Here is a 19,087-nt window from a genome sequence, read left to right as displayed (position 1 = left end):
TCAAGGAGCCCTGAGATGGCCTACCAACCCCAAGAAATCTTCTTTCGCAGCAACGCCCCGGTCACCATCGACGAAGACAAGTGCATCGCCGAAAAAGGCTGCACCGTCTGCGTCGAGGTCTGCCCCATGGACCTGTTGGCGATCAACCCAGCCACCCAGAAGGCCTACATGGCCTTCGACGAATGCTGGTACTGCATGCCGTGCGAGAAAGACTGCCCGACAGGCGCAGTGAAGGTGGATATCCCCTACCTGCTGCGTTGACACCATGCAACCCGCCATCCGGCCCGCCGCCGGACGCCATTGGAAATGCCCCCTCGTTTCCCACCACCGCGCCAGGTGGCGGAGACGATGCCAACACTCAAGAACGATTCGAGGGGAAACATCATGCGCCTTGCAGCAACCGTGGCCGGCCTCGTGCTGGCAACCTTTGGCCTGAACGCCAACGCCGAAACCATCCGTGTCGCGATCGGCACCCAGGACACCACCATCAACTGCGCCACTGGCGGCCTGTTGATCCGTGAACTGGGCCTTCTGGAGAAGTACCTGCCCCATGACGGCAAGTACAAGGACGCGACCTACCAGGTCGAATGGAAGAACTTCACCAGCGGCGCGCCGCTGACCAACGAGATGGTCGCCGGCAAGCTCGACTTCGGCGCCATGGCCGACTTCCCCGGCTCGTTCAACGGGGTCGCGCACCTGGATGCGGGCAAGCGCAGCCTGTTCATCAGCGTGTTGTCCGGCAGCGTACAGGGCAGCGGCAACGGCATCGTGGTGCCGGCGGCGTCGAACGTGCAGTCGTTGGCCGAACTCAAGGGCAAGACCATATCCGTGCCGTTCGCCTCCACCGCCCATGGCATGTTGCTGCGCGCGGTCGCCGCCCAGGGGTGGGACCCACAGAAGGACGTGCGGATCATCGCCCAGGCGCCAGAAATTGCAGGTTCCGCCCTGCGCAGCAACCGCATCGAGGCCCACGCCGATTTCGTGCCTTTCGCCGAACTGTTCCCCAACCGCGGCTTCGCCCGCAAGATCTATGACGGCGCCCAGGCCAGTGCGCCGACCTTCCACGGCGCCCTGGTCGATGCCGACTATGCCAGCCGCTACCCCGAGGTGGTCACCGCCTACCTGCGCGCCAGCCTCGAGGCCGACCGCCTGATCGCTGCCGAGCCTGAGAAGTACAGCGAGCTGATCGAAAAAGTCACCGGCATCGAGGCCGAGGTCAACTACCTGTTCCATGGCCCGCTCGGCCTGCAGACGCGCGACCTGACCTGGAAGCCTGAATACCGCAAGGCCGTAGCCACGTCCATCGAGACCCTCAAGCTGTTGAAGAAGACCGACCGTGGCCTGGATACCGCCCGGTTCATCGACGACCAGTACATCCGCGCCGCCTTCAAGCAGGCCGGCCTGGACTACGACAAGGCCCTGGCCAACTACGCCCCGTTGCCGCTCCAGGCCAACGACGCGCTGACGGGCCAGCCGATCACCGACTTCACCCGGCTGGCGCAGATCTGGGTGCGAGGCGAGGACAAGGTTCGTCACTACGCCTCCCCACAAGCCGCGCTTGGCGCCTTGGCGCAGCTGGAGCAGGAGGGCAAGGACATCCGTGCCATCTATGCCCAGGCCGCCGACAGCGGCATCAAGCTGCTGGCAAACCAAGCCTGGTTCGTGCGCAATGCCAAGGGTGAACTGGCGGCCTTCCTGCTCAAGGACCAGGCCGAGCAGTACGCCAAGGCCCACGGCGGCGAAGCGCTGGACTTCGCCAATGCCAACCGCAAGCTGCTCGCCCAGCGCTGATCCGGAGATGCCCTGATGACCCGCGATCTCACGCGCTGGCCGCTGCGCCTGGCCTCGCTGCTGGCCTGCCTGCTGTTCTGGCAGCTGGCCGCTCGCCACAAGCTGGACCTGGGCCTGGTCACCTTCACCTACGTGCCAACGCCCGATGCCGTGCTCGCCGCCGCCTGGCAATTGCTGGCCTCCAACGCCCTGCTGGCGCACCTGGGCAGCAGCCTGGCACGGGTGTTCACCGGTTACCTGGCCGCCGCCGTGCTGGGCGTGGCGCTGGGGTTGCTGGTCGGTCGCTCGAAATGGGCCGAGGCTACGCTGCTGCCACCACTGGAGGTGCTGCGCCCGATCCCGGCGGTGGCCTGGATTCCGTTGGCGATTCTGATGTTCCCTTCGTCGGAGCTGTCGATGGTGTTCATCACCTTCACCGGTGCGCTGTTTCCGATCCTGCTCAACACCGTGCATGGCGTCGAGGCGATCGACCCGCGCCTGGTTGCCTCGGCGCGCAGCCTGGGGGCCGGACGCTGGTCGATCCTGCGTGAAGTGGTGTTGCCAGGGGCCTTGCCCAGCATCATCACGGGCCTGGCCATTGGCATGGGCACTTCGTGGTTCTGCCTGGTCACCGCCGAGATGATTTCGGGGCAATTCGGTATCGGTTACTACACCTGGGAGTCCTACACCCTGCAGAACTACCCGGACATCATCGTGGGCATGCTGTTGATCGGCGTATTGGGGATGGGCAGCAGCAGCCTGGTCAGGTGCCTCGGGGCGCTCGCCACGCCCTGGTACCGTGCGCGGAGGGCAGCCTGATGAACGGCTACCGACAGACGTTGGAACCCGGGCGCATCGAGGCATGCGGCGTGTCGATTCGCCTCGGTCAGGGGCGGGATGCCTTCGAGGCGGTGCAGGCCCTGGATTTCTCTATCGCCCCGGGGGAATTCGTGTGCATTCTCGGCCCGTCCGGCTGCGGCAAGTCGACCTTGCTCGGCGCCCTGGCCGGCCACCTGGCCCCAAGCAGCGGGCAGCTGGACGTCGATGGCCTGGCCATCGACGGTCCTTCACCCCAGCGCGGCATGGTGTTCCAGCACCACACCCTGCTGCCCTGGCGCAGCGTGCTCGACAACGTCGCCTTCGGCTTGAAGATGCAGGGCGTTGGCAAGGCCGAACGCCAGGCGCGCGCCCGGGACATGCTCCGGCTGGTCGGGCTGGAGGATTTCGCCAGCCGTTGGCCGAGCCAGCTTTCCGGGGGCATGCAACAACGCGCCGAGATCGCCCGGGTGTTGATCAACCGCCCACGCCTGCTGTTGATGGACGAACCGTTCGGTGCCCTCGATGCCCAAACCCGTTCGCGCATGCAGGAGCTGTTGCTGGAGATCTGGAGCGGCATCCGTACCACCGTGGTGTTCGTTACTCATGACATCGACGAGGCGCTGTTCCTTGCTGACCGCATCCTGGTGATGAGCCCGCGCCCTGGCCGCTTCATCGACGACCTGCAACTGACCTTCCCACGCCCGCGCCGCGCCAGCCTGCTGACCAGCCCGGCGTTCACTCATCTCAAGCGCCATTGCCTGGCACTGCTACGCCACGAGGAAGGCCGCGAACTGCCGCGCCTGACGCCCTTGGGCTTGCCAGGCACCGACCACCCATCGCTGCGGATTGCCCTATGACCGAACGAACCACCGACAACCCCGACATCCACCAACTGCTGCCCCGCCTGGCTGACACCGACGCGGGGGTGCGGCGCATCGCCCTGATCGAACTGGCCGACCTGGAAGACCCGGACGGCCTGCCCTGGCTGACCGACGCCCTGCTGGTGGACAGCGACCCCGAGGTGCGCGTCGAGGCCGCGCGTTTGCTGGAAGCCTGGGAAGCACCCGAAGTGGTACAGGCGCTGTGCGCGGCCCTGGCCGACACTGCCGAGCCGGTGCGCCAGGCGGCGGCCCAGAGCCTGAGCGAGCTCAAGTCCCTGGAGACCGGCCTGCTCATCCTGCCCTGGGCCGAGCATGCCGATGGGTTCGTGCGCGCCAGCGCGCTGCGGGCGCTGCGCGAGCTGCGCCTGGAAGAGGCTGCAGCCCCTGCCTTGAGGGCGCTCGATGACGCGGAGGCTGCCGTACGCCGTGAGGCGGTGGGTATCCTCGGCTGGCTGAAACATGCGCCTGCCTTGCCGGCCCTGGCCCGGTTGGCGACCGAGGAAATGGACACCGAGGTGCGCCGCGCCGCGATCGGTGCGCTGGGGCTGGCACGTGATGCGGGTGTGCTGCCGGCGCTGGTCATGGCATTGCGCGACGAGGCCTGGCAGGTGCGCGAGGAGGCGGCCACCACGCTGGGCAAGGTCGGCCTTGGCGAGGCGGGCCCGGCCTTGGTCGAGGCGCTCGAGGACGCTTACTGGCAAGTGCGCCTGCGCGCAGCCCGGGCCTTGGGTCGGCTGCGCCACGACGCGGCGCTGGAGCCCCTGGCCAGCTTGTTGGGCCACGGCATCGCGAACCTGCGCAAGGAGGCAGCCCTGGCCTTGGGCGAGCTGGGCCAGGCCCGGGCATTGCCTGCATTGCAGGCCGCCGAAGCCGATGCCGACCCGGAGGTGCGCAAGGCCGTGCGCATTGCCTTGGCCCAGTTGCAAGGCGCGGTGTGATGGACGCGCCCAGTGCCGTGCGCAACTTGCGTGGGCAAGGCGAACTGGCGGTGCAGTGGGGCGAGACCTGGCAGGTGGTCAGCCATGCGCGGCTGCGCGGTGCCTGCCCCTGTTCGCAGTGCCGGGCGGCGGCATTGCGGGGTGGGATCGCCCTGGTACGCGAAGATGTGCGGGTGGAGCGTATCGCGTTGCAAGGGTATGGGGTGCAACTGGTCTTCAGCGACGGGCATGACCGGGGCATCTACCCATGGAGCTATCTGCGTAGCCTCGGGTAGGGCTGCGCCGGCCGTTGGTCCCTACGCCATTCTTCCTTCATGACACTGGGCTAACCTGTACTGGCCTCATCGCCGGCAAGCCGGCTCCCACCTGCCCTGCACTGTTTTCAGAGACACCGCCGTACCTGGGGGAGCCGGCTTGCCGGCGGTAGGAGTGGCCACCGATGTTCAACCGTTCGTTCTTTTTTTCGAACAGCCTATTGTCCAACACCCCAGCAGCCGCTTAGCATTCCGTTTGAGATTTCAAACGCTCGATGCCCAGGCGTTGAACACCCCTGGTGCAAGAATTCCTGATGGCGCCCCCAAGGTGCCTTTCAACAATCAATAATCAGCCCCGTCCGTGCACGGTGCTTTCAAGGGAATCCGACATGCAGCTCAAAGACGCTCAGTTGTTCCGCCAGCAAGCCTTCATCAACGGTGAGTGGCTGGACGCGGACAACGGTCAGACCATCAAGGTGACCAACCCGGCCACCGGTGAAGTCATCGGTTCCGTGCCGAAGATGGGCGCCGCCGAAACCCGCCGCGCCATCGAGGCTGCCGACAAGGCCCTGCCGGCCTGGCGCGCACTGACCGCCAAAGAGCGTGCTGGCAAGCTGCGTCGCTGGTTCGAGCTGATGATCGAGCACCAGGACGACCTGGCCCGCCTGATGACCACCGAGCAGGGCAAGCCACTGGCCGAAGCCAAGGGCGAGATCGCCTACGCCGCCTCGTTCATCGAGTGGTTCGCCGAAGAAGGCAAGCGTGTCTACGGTGACGTGATTCCTGGCCACCAGCCGGACAAGCGCCTGATCGTCATCAAGCAGCCGATCGGTGTCACCGCCGCCATCACCCCGTGGAACTTCCCGGCCGCGATGATCACCCGTAAAGCCGGCCCGGCCCTGGCCGCTGGCTGCACCATGGTCCTCAAGCCTGCTTCCCAAACCCCATACTCCGCCCTGGCCTTGGTCGAGCTGGCCAACCGTGCCGGCATCCCGGCTGGCGTGCTGAGCGTGGTGACCGGCAGCGCTGGCGAAGTCGGCGGCGAGCTGACCAGCAACGCCCTGGTGCGCAAGCTGTCCTTCACCGGCTCCACCGAAATCGGTCGCCAGCTGATGGAAGAATGCGCCAAGGACATCAAGAAGGTCTCCCTGGAGCTGGGCGGCAACGCGCCGTTCATCGTGTTCGACGACGCCGACCTGGACAAGGCGGTCGAGGGCGCGATCATCTCCAAGTACCGCAACAACGGCCAGACCTGCGTCTGCGCCAACCGTATCTACGTGCAGGACGGCGTCTACGACGCATTCGCCGAGAAGCTCAAGGCCGCTGTCGCCAAGCTGAAGATCGGTAACGGCCTGGAAGAAGGCACCACTACGGGGCCGCTGATCGACGGCAAGGCTGTCGCCAAGGTCCAGGAGCACATCGAAGACGCAGTCTCCAAGGGCGCCAAGGTGCTGTCCGGCGGCAAGCTGATCGAAGGTAACTTCTTCGAGCCGACCATCCTGGTCGACGTACCGAAGAGCGCTGCCGTGGCCAAGGAAGAAACCTTCGGCCCGCTGGCGCCGCTGTTCCGCTTCAAAGACGAAGCCGAAGTCATCGCCATGTCCAACGACACCGAGTTCGGCCTGGCTTCGTACTTCTACGCCCGTGACATGAGCCGTGTGTTCCGTGTCGCCGAGGCCCTGGAGTACGGCATGGTCGGTATCAACACCGGCCTGATCTCCAACGAAGTGGCACCGTTCGGTGGCATCAAAGCCTCGGGCCTGGGCCGCGAAGGTTCCAAGTACGGCATCGAGGACTACCTCGAGATCAAGTACCTGTGCATCAGCATCTGATCACGTACTGAATTTCCCTCTGCCAGCGGGGCGCGAGAGCGACGTCTCGCTGGCCTTTTTGACACCGTAGTACTTGGTGGCCAGGGCGTTCACGACAGTCGATCAACGAATACTGTGCGTGGTCGCATCCAGCCACCCCCGAATAACAGCGCCATCTTGAGTCGGCGCGAATGAGGGCATTATGAGCAAGACCAACGAATCCTTGATGCAACGCCGTGTCAACGCCGTCCCACGTGGCGTTGGCCAGATCCACCCGATCTTCGTCGACACCGCGAAGAACTCGACCGTGATCGACGTTGAAGGCCGCGAACTGATCGACTTCGCCGGCGGCATCGCAGTACTGAACACCGGCCACCTGCACCCGAAAGTGGTTGCCGCCGTTCAAGAGCAGCTGACCAAAGTCAGCCACACCTGCTTCCAGGTTCTGGCGTACGAGCCCTACGTAGAGCTGTGCGAGAAGATCAACTCGATGGTCCCGGGCGACTTCGCCAAGAAGACCCTGCTGGTCTCCACCGGTTCCGAAGCCGTCGAGAACGCCGTGAAGATCGCCCGTGCCGCCACTGGCCGTGCCGGCGTGATCGCCTTCACCGGCGGCTACCACGGCCGCACCATGATGACCCTGGGCCTGACCGGCAAGGTCGTGCCGTACTCCGCTGGCATGGGCCTGATGCCAGGCGGCATCTTCCGCGCCCTGTTCCCGAGCGAACTGCACGGCATCAGCGTTGACGACGCTATCGCCTCGGTCGAGCGCATCTTCAAGAACGACGCCGAGCCACGCGACATCGCTGCCATCATCCTCGAGCCGGTACAAGGCGAAGGCGGCTTCCTGCCAGCGCCGAAAGAGTTGATGAAGCGCCTGCGCGCTCTGTGCGACCAGCACGGCATCCTGCTGATCGCCGACGAAGTCCAGACTGGTGCTGGCCGTACCGGTACCTTCTTCGCCATGGAGCAGATGGGCGTCGCGCCTGATCTGACCACCTTCGCCAAGTCCATTGCCGGCGGCTTCCCGCTGGCCGGTGTGTGCGGCAAGGCCGAGTACATGGACGCCATCGCCCCGGGCGGCCTGGGCGGCACCTATGCCGGTTCGCCGATCGCCTGCGCCGCGGCCCTGGCCGTCATCAAGGTGTTCGAAGAAGAGAAACTGCTGGACCGCAGCAAGGCTGTGGGCGAGCGCCTGACCACCGGCCTGCGCAAAATCCAGGAAAAGCACCCGATCATCGGTGATGTCCGCGGCCTGGGCTCGATGATTGCTGTGGAAGTCTTCGAGAAAGGCACCCACACCCCGAACGCTGCCGCAGTCGCCCAGGTTGTGGCCAAGGCGCGTGACAAGGGCCTGATCCTGCTGTCTTGCGGCACCTACGGCAACGTCCTGCGTATCCTGGTTCCGCTGACCGCGGAAGATGCGCTGCTGGACAAGGGCCTGGCGATCATCGAAGAGTGCTTCGCCGAGCTTGCCTGAATGTGACAGGCGTCAGAAAAAAACCCGCTTCGGCGGGTTTTTTTTATGCCCAATACCGGAGCGGAACGCTATCGTTGTGCCATGGATTCGCTTGGATGCTGCGACGGATCGCATGTAAAGGATTGCCAGGAGTCGCCGATGAGCGCTGCAAACCCCACCCCGCCTTGTGTCCTGATCGCCGAAGGCGATCCCTGGGTGCGCGACATGCTCCGCGAGATGCTGCTCAGCGTGCGTTGCGATGCACGCCTGCAGGTCTGCGCCGACGGCCCGGAGGCCCTGGCCGCGCTGGCGAGCAAGCCCGACCTGATCATCGCCGCCCGTGAGCTGGCCGGTGTCGATGGCCTCGACCTGCTGCGCAACGTGCGGGCCAAGGGGCACAAGCCCGCGCTGCCGTTCATCCTGATGAGCGAGCGCAACGACAGCGCCAGCGTGCATGAAGTGCTGCCGCTGCACCCCACGGCCTACCTGAGCAAACCCTTGGACCTGGACACCCTGCGCCAGCGCCTGGAGAAACTGCTGCTGGACGTCGGCGAACAGATCGCCTGCCCGGTGGCGCCATTGCCGCCGGGCATCACGTTGGCGGCCTACCTGGAGCAACGCCGGGCCAGTGCCGATGGCGGCCCACTGTTCGCCGATGTGCAGGTGGCGATCAAGCGTGCACTCGATCCCCATGGGCTGGACCTCAAGCTGCTCGAGCAGGAGCTGCGCAACGACCCGCAGATCACCGCGGTATTGATCGCTGCTGCCAACAGCGCCGCCCTGCACAGTGAAGTACCGGTGCAGACCCTGTTGCAGGCCTTGGGCAAGCTGGGCAGTACCCAGAGCATGAACCTGATCCTGGGCCTGACCCTCAAGCGCAGCGCGCGGCTGAGCGACCCGATGCTGGCCGACCCTGCGGCCCGTTACTGGGACCTCTCGCTGCACACCGCCGAATATGCGCGCAGCCTGGCGCGCCTGCTGGAACTGGAAGAAGAGCGGTGCTATTGCGCAGGTTTGCTGCATTGCCTGGGTGACCTGGCGGTGCTGCGTTGCCTGCAGGAGTGGCGCCTGGCCGGCGGCGAACTGGACGAGGGCCAGGTGCAACGAGCGCTCGACGAATACGGCGCCGCCTTCGGCTCGGCGTTGCGCACGCGCTGGCGTTTGCCGTTGGGGCTGCGCGAACTGATCGCGGCGATCTACCAGTTGGGCGGCGGGGTGTATTCGCGGGAGATCCTGGCCATGAACCTGGCCGGTCAGTTGTCGCGGCTGCCGGCCGGGCAGGGGCTGGAGAAAGTGGCCAGCAACAAGACGGCGCGGTTGCTCAAGCTGGGGTTGGCGGAGTTGAGCCGGCTGCGCAAGGTCGAGGGCTGAATGTCAGGAATCTATGCCCGAACGATCTGGTTCTTGCCCTGGCGCTTGGCCTGGTACATGGCCGCATCGGCGCGGGCGAACAGGGCGTCGATGTTGTCGTCTTCATCGGTCAGCCCGGTCACGCCCTGGCTGACCGTGACGCCATAGGTTTCCTGCCCATGGTTGAAACGCTGGCGCTGGATCTCCCGTTGCAGGCGGTCGGCGATCTGTTCGGCGATTTCGGCGGTGCAACCGGGAAACACGGCGGCGAATTCCTCGCCACCGATGCGCCCGAACAAATCACCTCGGCGTAGTACGGCGCGGCCGCTGTCGGCGATACGCTGCAGCACCTGGTCGCCTTCCTGGTGGCCGTAGCTGTCATTGATGCGCTTGAAGTCGTCGATATCCAACAACAGGAAGGCCAGGGGCGTGCCTTCCTCGCGGGCGGTTTCCAATGCCTGCCGGGCGCACTCGAAGAAGTGCCGGCGGTTGCTGCTCTGGGTCAGCACATCGGTGGTGGCCAGGCGCTGCAGCTCGCCTTCGAGCTGTTTTTTCTCGGTGATGTCCTCGGCGATGCCGACGATGATCACCCGCTGGTCCGCCTCGCGCTGCTGGTTGACGTAGCATTTGTCGCTCAGCCAGCGTATCTCGCCGGCTGCATTGATGATGCGGTACTCACGGTTTTCCACCGCGCCATGGAGCAGCACCTGGGCCAGGCTGTGCTCGGCGTATTCAAGGTCATCGGGGTAGATGCTGTCGCGCCACTCGTTGTAGTCGGCCAGCACCAGGCCGGCGGGGCGGCCGAAGATACGCTCGTAGGCGGGGCTTACATAGAGCACCCGGTGGGTTTCCCAGTCGAAGGCCCAGAGCACGACATTGACGCTGTCGAGCAGGGAACTGTAGAGCTGCTCGCGTTCGCTCAGGCGGGCGACCTCGCCCTGGGCATGGAGCAGGGCGAGCAGGGTTTGGGCGGTTTCCGGCGGTGCAGTGCCGGGTAAGGTTGGAGTGAGGTCTTTGGCCATGAGCACGGAATGGTTCTCGGCATTGAAGCGTGCGGCCACGATCCGGCCCGCCACGCGGGCGATATGCCGGATTTGAGTCGGGAACAGGCGGCGAAGTTCCGGGCGGCACGCCCTGTCGCAGGGCGTGCCGATCAACGGCGATCAGGCCCCGGTAGGGCGTAGGGAATAGGTCTTGAGTTGGCCGGCGAAGTCGCGCAGGGCGTGGATGCCGCTGGCCTCGGCCTCGTGTACCCAATCCTTCATGGCGGCCAGCATGTCGTGGCCGTTGGCGCTGGTGCGCGCCCAGATCTGCTGCAGGGCCAGGCGCTTCTCATAGATGGTCTTGAGTGCCTGGCTATGGGCGAGCATGGACTCGATGCGTACGTGATGACGGTCTTGCAGCAGGCTGGTTTCACGCGACAGCAGGCGTTTGGCGTGGCGCAGACGATGGCGCACCGAAGCGTCGACCCGTGCCAGTTCCTGCTTGACCAGGGGCGCGATGACCAGCTTGCGGTACTGGGCCATGATCTGGAACCGGTTGTTGAGGATCGCCATGGCGGTGTCCATGTCCAGGTGCGCCTTGCCTGCGACCTGGTGGGCGATGGGGGCCACACGCTGCACCTTGGCCAGGCGCAGCAGGCACAGCAGGCGGATCCACATCCAGCCCATGTCGAATTCCCAGCGCTTGACCGAGAGCTTGGCCGAGTTGGGGTAGGTGTGGTGGTTGTTGTGCAGCTCCTCGCCACCGATCACGATGCCCCAGGGCACCAGGTTGGTGGCGGCGTCGCGGCATTCGAAGTTGCGGTAGCCCAGCGCGTGGCCCAGGCCGTTGACCACGCCGGCAGCCCAGAACGGAATCCACATCATCTGGATCGCCCAGATGGTGATGCCGATGGTGCCGAACAGCAGCAGGTCGATGGCTGCCATCAGCGCGATGCCACCGAACTTGTAGCGCGAGTAGAGGTTGCGCTCGACCCAGTCGTCCGGGCAGTTCTTGCCGTAGATGCGCAGGGTCTCGGGGTTGCGCGCCTCCTCGCGGTACAGCTCGGCGCCCTTGCGTAGCACCGTACCCAGGCCCTTGTGCACGGGGCTGTGCGGGTCGTCGGGGGTTTCGCACTTGGCGTGGTGCTTGCGGTGCACGGCCGTCCATTCACGGGTGTTCTGCGCAGTGGTCAGCCACAGCCAGAAGCGGAAGAAGTGCTTGAGACCGGCGTTGAGCTCCAGCGCGCGGTGGGCGGAATAGCGATGCAGGTAAAGGGTGACGCTGATGATCGTCACGTGGGTCATCAGCAGGGTGACGCCGACCAGTTGCCAGGCCGACAAGTCGAGCAGACCGTAGTACCACATAGGTGTAGAAACCCTCGAAAAAACAGGGGAACAGCGCTGGCATTATCCCTGGGTGGCGAAATAAAACCAGTCGACCTTTCCGCTAGCAAGTCACGGCATGTTTCAGCCTTTATAATGCCCCATTATTTTTCATGGGCTTACCCACCCGACATGTCTGTTTCCGTTCGCGACGCCTTGCGCATGGCTGCGTTGTACCTGGTGTTCTCGATGCTTTGGCTGGTGGCGTCCGAGCACGTGTTGCAGGGTTTGTTCCTGGACCCGCAGTTGCTGGCGGCAGGGCGCATGGCCAACGTATTCGTGTGGATGCTGGTCAGCGCCGCGCTGATCTTCGTCTCGCGGGCCCGCCTGCTCAAATTCATTGGCATCGGCGCCCGCCTGCGCAGCGAGGACCGCGAACGCCTGCGCATGGCCGCTGCGGTATTCGACAGTACCCTCGAAGGCGTGCTGGTGACCGACAGCAGTGGCCTGATCGTGCACGTCAACCGTGCCTTCATGCGCATCACCGGCTACAGCCGGGACGAAGTGATCGGCCAGCGCCCGAGCAAGTTCAAGTCCGGCCGCCATGGCGCGGGGTTCTATCAGCAGATCTATGCCGCGCTGGCGGAAAAGGGCGAGTGGAGCGGGGAGATCTGGAACCGGCGCAAGAGCGGTGAAATCTACCCGCAATGGCAGACCATCTGTGCCATCCGCGACGACAGCGGTGCCCTCAGCCACTATGTGGCAGTGTTCAGCGACATCAGTGCGATCAAGCACTCCGAACAGGAGCTGGCCTACCTGGCGCACCACGACCCGCTGACGGGCCTGCCCAACCGCCTGCTGTTCAGCGACCGTGCCGAGCAAGCCCTGGCCAATGCCCAGGCCAGCAAGCGCGGCTGCGCGTTGCTGCTGCTGGACCTCGACCATTTCCAGAGCATCAACGATGGCCTCGGTCATACCGTGGGCGACCAGTTGCTCAAGCTGGTGGGCGAGCGCCTGCGCGAAACCGTGGGCAGTGGTGTGACACTGGCGCGTCTGGGCGGTGACGAATTCGGTGTGCTGGCCGAGGGCTGCGAGCAGGTGGGGCAGGCAGCGACCTTGGCCCAGACCCTGTTGGAGCAGATGCGCGAGCCGTTCGTGTTCGATGACCAGCGCTTGTTCGTAGGTGTCAGTATCGGTATCAGCCTGTTCCCCAGCGATGCACAGAGCGCTGCGCAACTGCTGCGCAACGCGGACGCGGCACTGGGCAAGGCCAAGCACAACGGCCGTGCCTGCTATGCGTTGTACACCGAAGAGCTGACGGCCCATGCCCAGCACCGGGTCGAGACCGCCGGTGAGCTGCGCAGGGCCCTCGAGCACCAGGAGCTGCGGGTGTTCTACCAGCCGGTGCACGACCTGTTCAGCGGGCAGCTGGTCGGCGTCGAGGCGCTGGTACGCTGGGAGCACCCCACCCGTGGGCTGGTGTCGCCGGGGGAGTTCATTCCCATCGCCGAGCGTACCGGCCTGATCGCCGAGATCGATGCCTGGGTGCTGCGCCAGTCGTGCCGGCAGATGGTGCAGTGGCAGCGTGAAGGGCGCCAGTTGCGCTTCGTTGCGGTGAACATCTCCGCCCGGCTGTTTGGCCAGCGGGAGCTGTACCGGCAGGTGGCCGAGGTGCTGCATGACACCGGGCTGGATCCGGCGCTGCTGGAGTTGGAAGTCACCGAGAGCGCGGTGATGGAGGACCCGGAAGTGGCGCTCGAACAGCTGCACCGGCTGCGTGAGCTGGGGCTGAACCTGGCCATCGACGACTTTGGAACCGGCTACTCGTCGTTGCTGCGGCTCAAGCGCCTGCCGGTGCAGAAGCTCAAGATCGACCAGGGCTTCGTCGCCGGGCTGCCTGAGGACGAGGACGACATCGCCATCGTGCGGGTGATCATCGCCCTGGCCCGAAGCATGGGTATGCAGGTGCATGCCGAAGGGATCGAACAGGCCGAGCAGGCACGGTTCCTGTTGGAACAGCAGTGCGATGTGGGGCAAGGGTATTGGTTCGGGCGACCCGTGCCGGCGGGCGACTTGCGCTGGGGTTGAACGCGATCGACTGCGCTGCCGCGCAGAGAACAAGCGGCCGATGCTTGCCCCCTGTGGGAGCGGGCTTGTCCCGCGATCACGGGCGAAGCCCTTGCCAGGCGACGGTGATATCGGGCCCGGCCCAATCGCGGGACAAGCCCGCTCCCACATAGTGGTTCCAAGTGACCTAACGCTTGTTCAACCTCTTGGCCAGCCGGTCGCCACCCAGCTGGATCACCGCGACCAGCGCCACCAGCATGGCGATCACGGTCAGCATGATCTGGCTGTCGAATCGCTGGTACCCATACCGGTAGGCGATATCGCCCAGCCCACCGGCACCAATGGCGCCGGCCATGGCCGAGGAGTTGATCAGCGTCACCAGGGTGATGGTGAAGCCACCGACGATACCCGGCAGCGCCTCGGGCAGCAGCACATGCCAGACGATGTGCCAGCGCCGGCAGCCCATGGCCTGGGCGGCCTCCACCAAGCCATGGTCGACCTCGCGCAGGCTCACCTCGGCGATACGGGCGAAGAACGGCGTGGCGGCGATGGTCAGGGGTACCACCGCGGCCCACACACCGTAGGTGGTGCCGACCACCAGGCGGGTGAAGGGGATCAGCGCGACCATCAGGATCAGGAACGGGATCGAGCGGAACAGGTTGACGATGGCGCCCAGCGTGCGGTTCAACGTCGGTGCCTCGAAGATTCCGCCCTTGTCGCTGGTCACCAGGAACACCGCCATCGGGACGCCGACCAGCAGGGCAACCAGCGATGACACACCCACCATCAGCAAGGTATCGAGCAAGCCTTCGAGCAGGCGATCAAACCACATAGCCCAGTACCTCCGCGTCCTCGGCCCAGCTGCGGGCACGTTCGAGCAAGTGCGACACCTCATGGGGCGAGCCTTGCACCGACAGGATCAATTGCCCCAGGGCATGGGCGCCGATGGTCTCGATGCCGCCTTGGAGCAGGCGCACCCGGCCGCCGAGATCGGCGAACAGGTCCGACAGCGCCGGCTCGCCCAGCAGGCTCAGGCGCAGCACCACGGCAGCGCCTTTCCCAGGCTCCGGGCGTAGGCTGGCCTGCAGCGCGGCAGGCAGCCTGGCTTGCAAGGGTGCCAGCAGGGTTCGGGTCACCTCGTGCCGGGGTGTGCCGAATACCCGCCAGACTTCGCCCTGCTCGACCACCTCGCCGCGTTCGAGTACCACGACCCGGTGGCAAATATCGCGGATCACGGCCATTTCATGGGTGATCAGCACCACAGTCAGGCCCAGGCGCTGGTTGATGTCGCGCAACAGCTCGAGGATCGAGGCGGTGGTTTCCGGGTCCAGGGCCGAGGTGGCTTCGTCGCACAACAAGATCTCGGGGTCGTGCACCAGCGCGCGGGCGATGCCGACACGCTGTTTTTGCCCGCCGGACAGTTGCCCCGGGTATACGTCGTGCTTGTGCGCCAGGCCCACCAGCTCCAGCAGTTCACGCACCTTGCGGTGGCGCTCGGCCTGAGGCACGCTGGCCACCTTCAGGGGCAACTCGATGTTCTGCCAGACCGTCTTGGCCGACATCAGGTTGAAGTGCTGGAAGATCATGCCGATGCGCCGGCGCAGGGCGACCAGCCGCTGTTCGTCGAACGCGGCGATGTCCACCTGGTCGATCAACACCCGGCCCTGGCTGGGCTGTTCCAGGCGGTTGATGGTGCGCAGCAAGGACGACTTGCCGGCACCGCTGCGGCCGATGATGCCGAAGATCTCGCCGCGGCGGATGTTCAGGTCGATGCCGTGCAGGGCGGGCTGGTCCTGCCCTGGGTAGGTCTTGCCCAGGCCGATGAAGCGGACGTGGGCTTCGTTGACCTCCGGGCGTAGAGCCTGCTGGCGGGCCAGGGGCGGCGAAAGGTTCGAAAGGGGCGCCCCGAGGGCGTTGGCGCTGCTCATCTCAACCCTCCCAGCCGGCCTGGTAGAGGCTGCCATGGGCCTTGTCCAGGGCTGCGCGCACCGCCGGCGAGTGCTGGTAGATATCGACGAACTTCGCCAGGCGCGGGTCGTCCTTGCTCTGCGGGCGAATGACGAACTGGATCACGTACTCCTTGTTCTCCAGGCCGTCGAACAGCAGTGCCGAGGTGGCGTCGAAACTATTGGCCAGGCGGATATAGGCCGGATAGCCCTGGACCAGGTCGGCGTCGTCATAGGCCCGCACCAGCTGCACCGCCTCCACCTGGAGGATCTTCAGTTTCTTCGGGTTGGCGATGATGTCTTCCTCGGTCGCCTTGTAACCCACGCCCGGCTTGAGCGTGATCAACCCGGCCTTGGCCAGCAGTTGCAGCCCGCGGCCGCTGTTGATCGGATCGTTTGCGATGGCCACGCTGGCGCCCTCGGGCAGTTCGCTGAATTGCTTGTACTGCTTCGAGTACAGCCCGACGTTGTTGATGATGCCTGGGGCGTAGGGCACCAGGTCGAAACCGGCGGCGGCCTTGGCGTTCTCGAGGAAGGGAATGTGCTGGAAGTAGTTCACGTCGATGTCACCGCTCTGCAGGCTGACATTGGGCGCGATCCAGTCGCTGAACTCGATCAGCTTCACCTCCAGGCCCTGCTTGTGCGCCTCCTCCACGGCTGCTTCCAGTGGAATGGCGAAGGCGGCGGTGGTGCCGATCTTCAGGGGTTCGGCGCCGAGTGCGCCGGTGACGATACCCAGGGACAGGGCAGCGGCCGCGACGGGCCGGAACAGTTTCTCAAGCATGGTGCAGGGCTCCAGTCGGGGTGGTGGGGGTGCGGTAGGTGGCGCCGGGGTGGTCGGCGGGCAGGTGGGGGTGGCTTGCCTGGAACAGCTTCTGACGCAAAGTGCCCTGTGCGTAGGCGGTCTTGTAGCGGCCGCGACGTTGCAGCTCGGGTATCACCAGGTCGATGAAGTCCTCGTAGCTCTCCGGAGTGACGGTACGGGTCAGGTTGAAACCGTCCAGGCCGGTCTGGTCGATCCAGTCGATCAACTGCTCGGCGACCTGCCCAGGTGCGCCGACCAAGGTCACGTAGCGCCCGCCCAGGGCGTGTTGCTGCAGCAGGCGGCGGCGGGTCCAGGCGCTGTCTTGCAACTGGCGGGTGGCGGATTGGATGGCGTTGCCCTTGGCGAAACCGATCGGCTCGTCGAGCCCGTAGGCGGCGAAATCGATGCCGGTGGAGCTGGCGAAATGCGCCACGCCTGCTTCTGCGCTGGCATGGCGCAGATACTCGGCATGCTTGGCGTGGGCCTCGGCCTCGGTAGGTGCAACGATCACCGTGATGCCCAGGAAGACCTTGATCGCCTGTGGGTCGCGGCCCGCGGCCCTGGCTGCGGCGCGCACGTTGTCGACCTGGGCGCGGGTGGCTTCCTGGCTCTGGCCACCGATGAACACGCATTCGGCGTGGTGCCCGGCGAAGGCCAGGCCACGGGGCGAGCTGCCGGCCTGGAACAGCACCGGGGTGCGCTGGGGCGAGGGTTCGCACAGGTGGTAGCCCTCGACCTTGTAGAACTCGCCATGGTGGCGGACCTTGTGCACCTTGTCCGGCTGGGCATAGACCCGGCGTTCGCGGTCAACGACCACTGCATCGTCCTCCCAGCTGCCTTCGAGCAGCTTGTACAGCACCTGCAGGTATTCGTCGGCCTGGTCGTAGCGCCGATCGTGCTCGGGTTGTCGCGCCAGGCCCATGGCCCGGGCGGCGCTGTCCAGGTAACCGGTGACGATGTTCCAGCCGACCCGGCCGCCGCTCAGGTGGTCGAGCGTCGACAGGCGCCGGGCGAACAGGTAGGGCGCTTCGTAGGTGAGGTTGGCGGTGACGCCGAAGCCCAGATGCTCGGTGACGGCAGCCATGGCCGAGACCAGCAGCAACGGGTCGTTGACCGGCAGCTGGACGGACTCTTTCAGGGGCACGTCAACGGACTGCCCGTAGACATCGTAGGTGCCGACGATGTCGGCAATGAACAGGCCGTCGAACAGCCCGCGCTCGAGCAGGCGTGCCAGGTCGGTCCAGTAGGCCAGGGTCTTGTATTGGGTCGAGGTGTCCCGAGGGTGGGTCCACAGACCATGGTTGATATGCCCGACGCAGTTCATGTTGAAAGCATTGAGCAGGATGTGCCTGGCCATCAGATGGTCCCTCGACGTGGCGGGTTTTCCCCGTTGAGGTAGTAGTTGCCGATGGCGTGGTACTTCCAGCGCACCGGGTCGTGCAAGGTATGTACCCGGGCGTTGCGCCAGTGGCGGTCGAGGTTGTGCTCGGCCAGGGTGGCCTGGCTGCCGGCCAGCTCGAACAAGGTGCTGCCGGCGGCGAGGGAAATCTCCGTACTGATCGCCCGGGCCTCGGCCACGGCGATGGAGGCGGCCGCGACATTGTCGGCACTGCTGTCGTCGCGGGCCCGGTCGAGGTATTCGCCGGCCCGCTCCAGCAGCGCTTCGGCCGCGTGCAGGCGGATGGCGAGGTGGCCGAAGCTCTTCAACGTCAACGGGTCATCGCTGGCCTTGTCCAGGCCGGCGTCGATCCACGGTCGGCTGCGTGTACGCACGAAGTGCAGGGCGTCGTCGAGTGCGGCGCGGGCGATGCCGGTGTCGATGGCGGCATGAAGGATCTGCGCCAGGGGGCCGACCGGGGTGGGGCGCTCGAAGGCGCTCTGGAAGGGCACGACATCTTCGCTGCGCACGGGCACGTTGTCGAACACCACCGAACCACTGCCGGTGGTGCGCTGGCCGAAACCGCTCCAGTCGTCGATCACCTTCAGGCCGGGGCTGTCGGCAGGCACGAACACCAGGTGTTGCACGCCGTCTTCATCCACCACCGAGGTGGGGATACGCTGGGCGTACAGCGCGCCGGTCGCATAGAACTTGCGGCCCTCGATGCGCAGGCTGTCGCCCTCGCGTATCAGGCGGGTGGTGCGATCGTGGGCGGTGCGGGTACCCAGTTCTGCCAAGGCATTGCCGAAGCGCTGGCCAGCCAGTACCTCGGCATAGAGGCGCTGCTGCTGATGCAGGGTGCCGTTCACGCGGAGCACTTCCAGGGCATAGAAATGATTCTGCGGGATCTGCCCCAGGGCGGCGTCGCCCTGGGCAATACGGGCCACGACCTTGGCCAGGGTGACGTTGGACACACCTGCACCGCCGAAGGCCTTGGGTACGCTGATGGCCCACAGGCCAGAACGGGTGAACAGGTCGAGTTCAGCGTGAGGCAGGCGGCGCTCGCGGTCGCGCAGGGCGCTGTCGCGGTGCAGGTAGTGGGCGATGTCCTCGGCGACGGCCAGGGCCTGGGCGTCGGAGGTGATGAGCGCCGGTTTGGGCGTGGTCAATGCGTTCATGTGTTTCTCCAGTGGGAGCGCCGGGGCCGCTTCGCGCCCCTTTCGCGGGGCAAGCCCGCTCCTACAGGAGAACGCATACCCCTGCAGGAGCGGCCTTGCGCCGCGAAAGGGCTGCGTAGCAGCCC

At 65.6% G+C, this 19,087-nt stretch carries 17 protein-coding genes; 10 read left to right on the top strand and 7 right to left on the bottom strand.

The features are described from left to right. Positions 1 to 15 precede the first annotated feature (15 nt). The 9 genes from ACXHGZ_RS20865 to ACXHGZ_RS20825 all read left to right on the top strand — a co-directional run bounded on the left by ACXHGZ_RS20865 (position 16) and on the right by ACXHGZ_RS20825 (position 9,303). A complete protein-coding gene (locus tag ACXHGZ_RS20865) occupies positions 16 to 261 on the top strand; it encodes a 4Fe-4S dicluster domain-containing protein (RefSeq protein ID WP_043208219.1) in 246 nt (81 codons plus the stop codon). Positions 262 to 384: 123 nt separating this feature from the next. After that, positions 385 to 1,791 (top strand): ABC transporter substrate-binding protein, encoded by a 1,407-nt coding sequence (locus tag ACXHGZ_RS20860; protein WP_480461328.1) that lies wholly within the window; start codon positions 385 to 387, stop codon positions 1,789 to 1,791. A 15-nt stretch (positions 1,792 to 1,806) separates the two neighbouring features. Then, positions 1,807 to 2,589, top strand: a complete 783-nt coding sequence (locus ACXHGZ_RS20855) for an ABC transporter permease (protein ID WP_480461327.1) — start codon at positions 1,807 to 1,809, stop codon at positions 2,587 to 2,589. Beyond that, on the top strand, positions 2,589 to 3,446 hold the full coding sequence (locus ACXHGZ_RS20850) for an ABC transporter ATP-binding protein (protein ID WP_480461325.1): 858 nt from the start codon (positions 2,589 to 2,591) through the stop codon (positions 3,444 to 3,446). The genes ACXHGZ_RS20855 and ACXHGZ_RS20850 overlap by 1 nt, the downstream gene beginning before the upstream one ends. Then, positions 3,443 to 4,408, top strand: a complete 966-nt coding sequence (locus ACXHGZ_RS20845; protein WP_480461324.1) for a HEAT repeat domain-containing protein — start codon at positions 3,443 to 3,445, stop codon at positions 4,406 to 4,408. The genes ACXHGZ_RS20850 and ACXHGZ_RS20845 overlap by 4 nt, the downstream gene beginning before the upstream one ends. Then, positions 4,408 to 4,683: a DUF971 domain-containing protein gene (locus ACXHGZ_RS20840; RefSeq protein ID WP_480461323.1), complete on the top strand. Its 276-nt coding sequence runs from the start codon at positions 4,408 to 4,410 to the stop codon at positions 4,681 to 4,683. Before ACXHGZ_RS20845 ends, ACXHGZ_RS20840 begins: the two co-directional genes overlap by 1 nt. 368 nt (positions 4,684 to 5,051) lie before the next feature. Continuing rightward, a complete protein-coding gene (gene gabD, locus ACXHGZ_RS20835) occupies positions 5,052 to 6,494 on the top strand; it encodes an NADP-dependent succinate-semialdehyde dehydrogenase (RefSeq protein ID WP_084853620.1) in 1,443 nt (480 codons plus the stop codon). A 181-nt stretch (positions 6,495 to 6,675) separates the two neighbouring features. Beyond that, entirely contained in the window at positions 6,676 to 7,953 is a 1,278-nt protein-coding gene (gene gabT / locus ACXHGZ_RS20830; protein ID WP_084853622.1) for a 4-aminobutyrate--2-oxoglutarate transaminase, read from the top strand. 138 nt (positions 7,954 to 8,091) lie between these two features. After that, positions 8,092 to 9,303 carry an HDOD domain-containing protein gene (locus ACXHGZ_RS20825; protein WP_480461322.1) on the top strand — a complete coding sequence of 404 codons (1,212 nt, stop codon included), beginning with the start codon at positions 8,092 to 8,094 and terminating at the stop codon, positions 9,301 to 9,303. Positions 9,304 to 9,314: 11 nt separating this feature from the next. Here the strand turns inward: ACXHGZ_RS20825 and ACXHGZ_RS20820 are convergent, their stop codons facing one another. Next, positions 9,315 to 10,346, bottom strand: a complete 1,032-nt coding sequence (locus ACXHGZ_RS20820; protein ID WP_480464109.1) for a GGDEF domain-containing protein — start codon at positions 10,344 to 10,346, stop codon at positions 9,315 to 9,317. Between the two features lie 99 nt (positions 10,347 to 10,445). Further along, entirely contained in the window at positions 10,446 to 11,630 is a 1,185-nt protein-coding gene (gene desA, locus ACXHGZ_RS20815) for a delta-9 fatty acid desaturase DesA (RefSeq protein ID WP_480461321.1), read from the bottom strand. 150 nt (positions 11,631 to 11,780) lie between these two features. Between desA and dibA the strand changes: the two genes are divergently transcribed. Continuing rightward, positions 11,781 to 13,676, top strand: coding sequence for a phosphodiesterase DibA (dibA, locus tag ACXHGZ_RS20810; RefSeq protein ID WP_480461319.1), 1,896 nt, complete (start codon positions 11,781 to 11,783; stop codon positions 13,674 to 13,676). A gap of 166 nt (positions 13,677 to 13,842) precedes the next feature. On the opposite strand, the gene ACXHGZ_RS20805 is transcribed toward dibA, so the two are convergent. The 5 genes from ACXHGZ_RS20805 to ACXHGZ_RS20785 are packed head-to-tail and all read right to left on the bottom strand — an operon-like array spanning position 13,843 to position 18,962. Then, a complete protein-coding gene (locus ACXHGZ_RS20805) occupies positions 13,843 to 14,487 on the bottom strand; it encodes a methionine ABC transporter permease (protein ID WP_480461317.1) in 645 nt (214 codons plus the stop codon). Beyond that, entirely contained in the window at positions 14,477 to 15,583 is a 1,107-nt protein-coding gene (locus tag ACXHGZ_RS20800) for a methionine ABC transporter ATP-binding protein (RefSeq protein WP_480461316.1), read from the bottom strand. The genes ACXHGZ_RS20805 and ACXHGZ_RS20800 overlap by 11 nt, the downstream gene beginning before the upstream one ends. 1 nt (position 15,584) lies before the next feature. After that, positions 15,585 to 16,385, bottom strand: a complete 801-nt coding sequence (locus tag ACXHGZ_RS20795) for a MetQ/NlpA family ABC transporter substrate-binding protein (RefSeq protein WP_480461315.1) — start codon at positions 16,383 to 16,385, stop codon at positions 15,585 to 15,587. Beyond that, positions 16,378 to 17,763 carry an LLM class flavin-dependent oxidoreductase gene (locus ACXHGZ_RS20790; RefSeq protein ID WP_480461313.1) on the bottom strand — a complete coding sequence of 462 codons (1,386 nt, stop codon included), beginning with the start codon at positions 17,761 to 17,763 and terminating at the stop codon, positions 16,378 to 16,380. Before ACXHGZ_RS20790 ends, ACXHGZ_RS20795 begins: the two co-directional genes overlap by 8 nt. Further along, positions 17,763 to 18,962, bottom strand: coding sequence for an SfnB family sulfur acquisition oxidoreductase (locus ACXHGZ_RS20785; protein ID WP_480461311.1), 1,200 nt, complete (start codon positions 18,960 to 18,962; stop codon positions 17,763 to 17,765). The genes ACXHGZ_RS20790 and ACXHGZ_RS20785 overlap by 1 nt, the downstream gene beginning before the upstream one ends. Between the last annotated feature and the right edge of the window lie 125 nt (positions 18,963 to 19,087).

It is taken from the genome of Pseudomonas shiyinii (assembly GCF_056725765.1).
The sequence above is the reverse complement of the archived record's forward strand: the minus strand, read 5'-3'. Positions and strand labels throughout refer to the sequence as shown.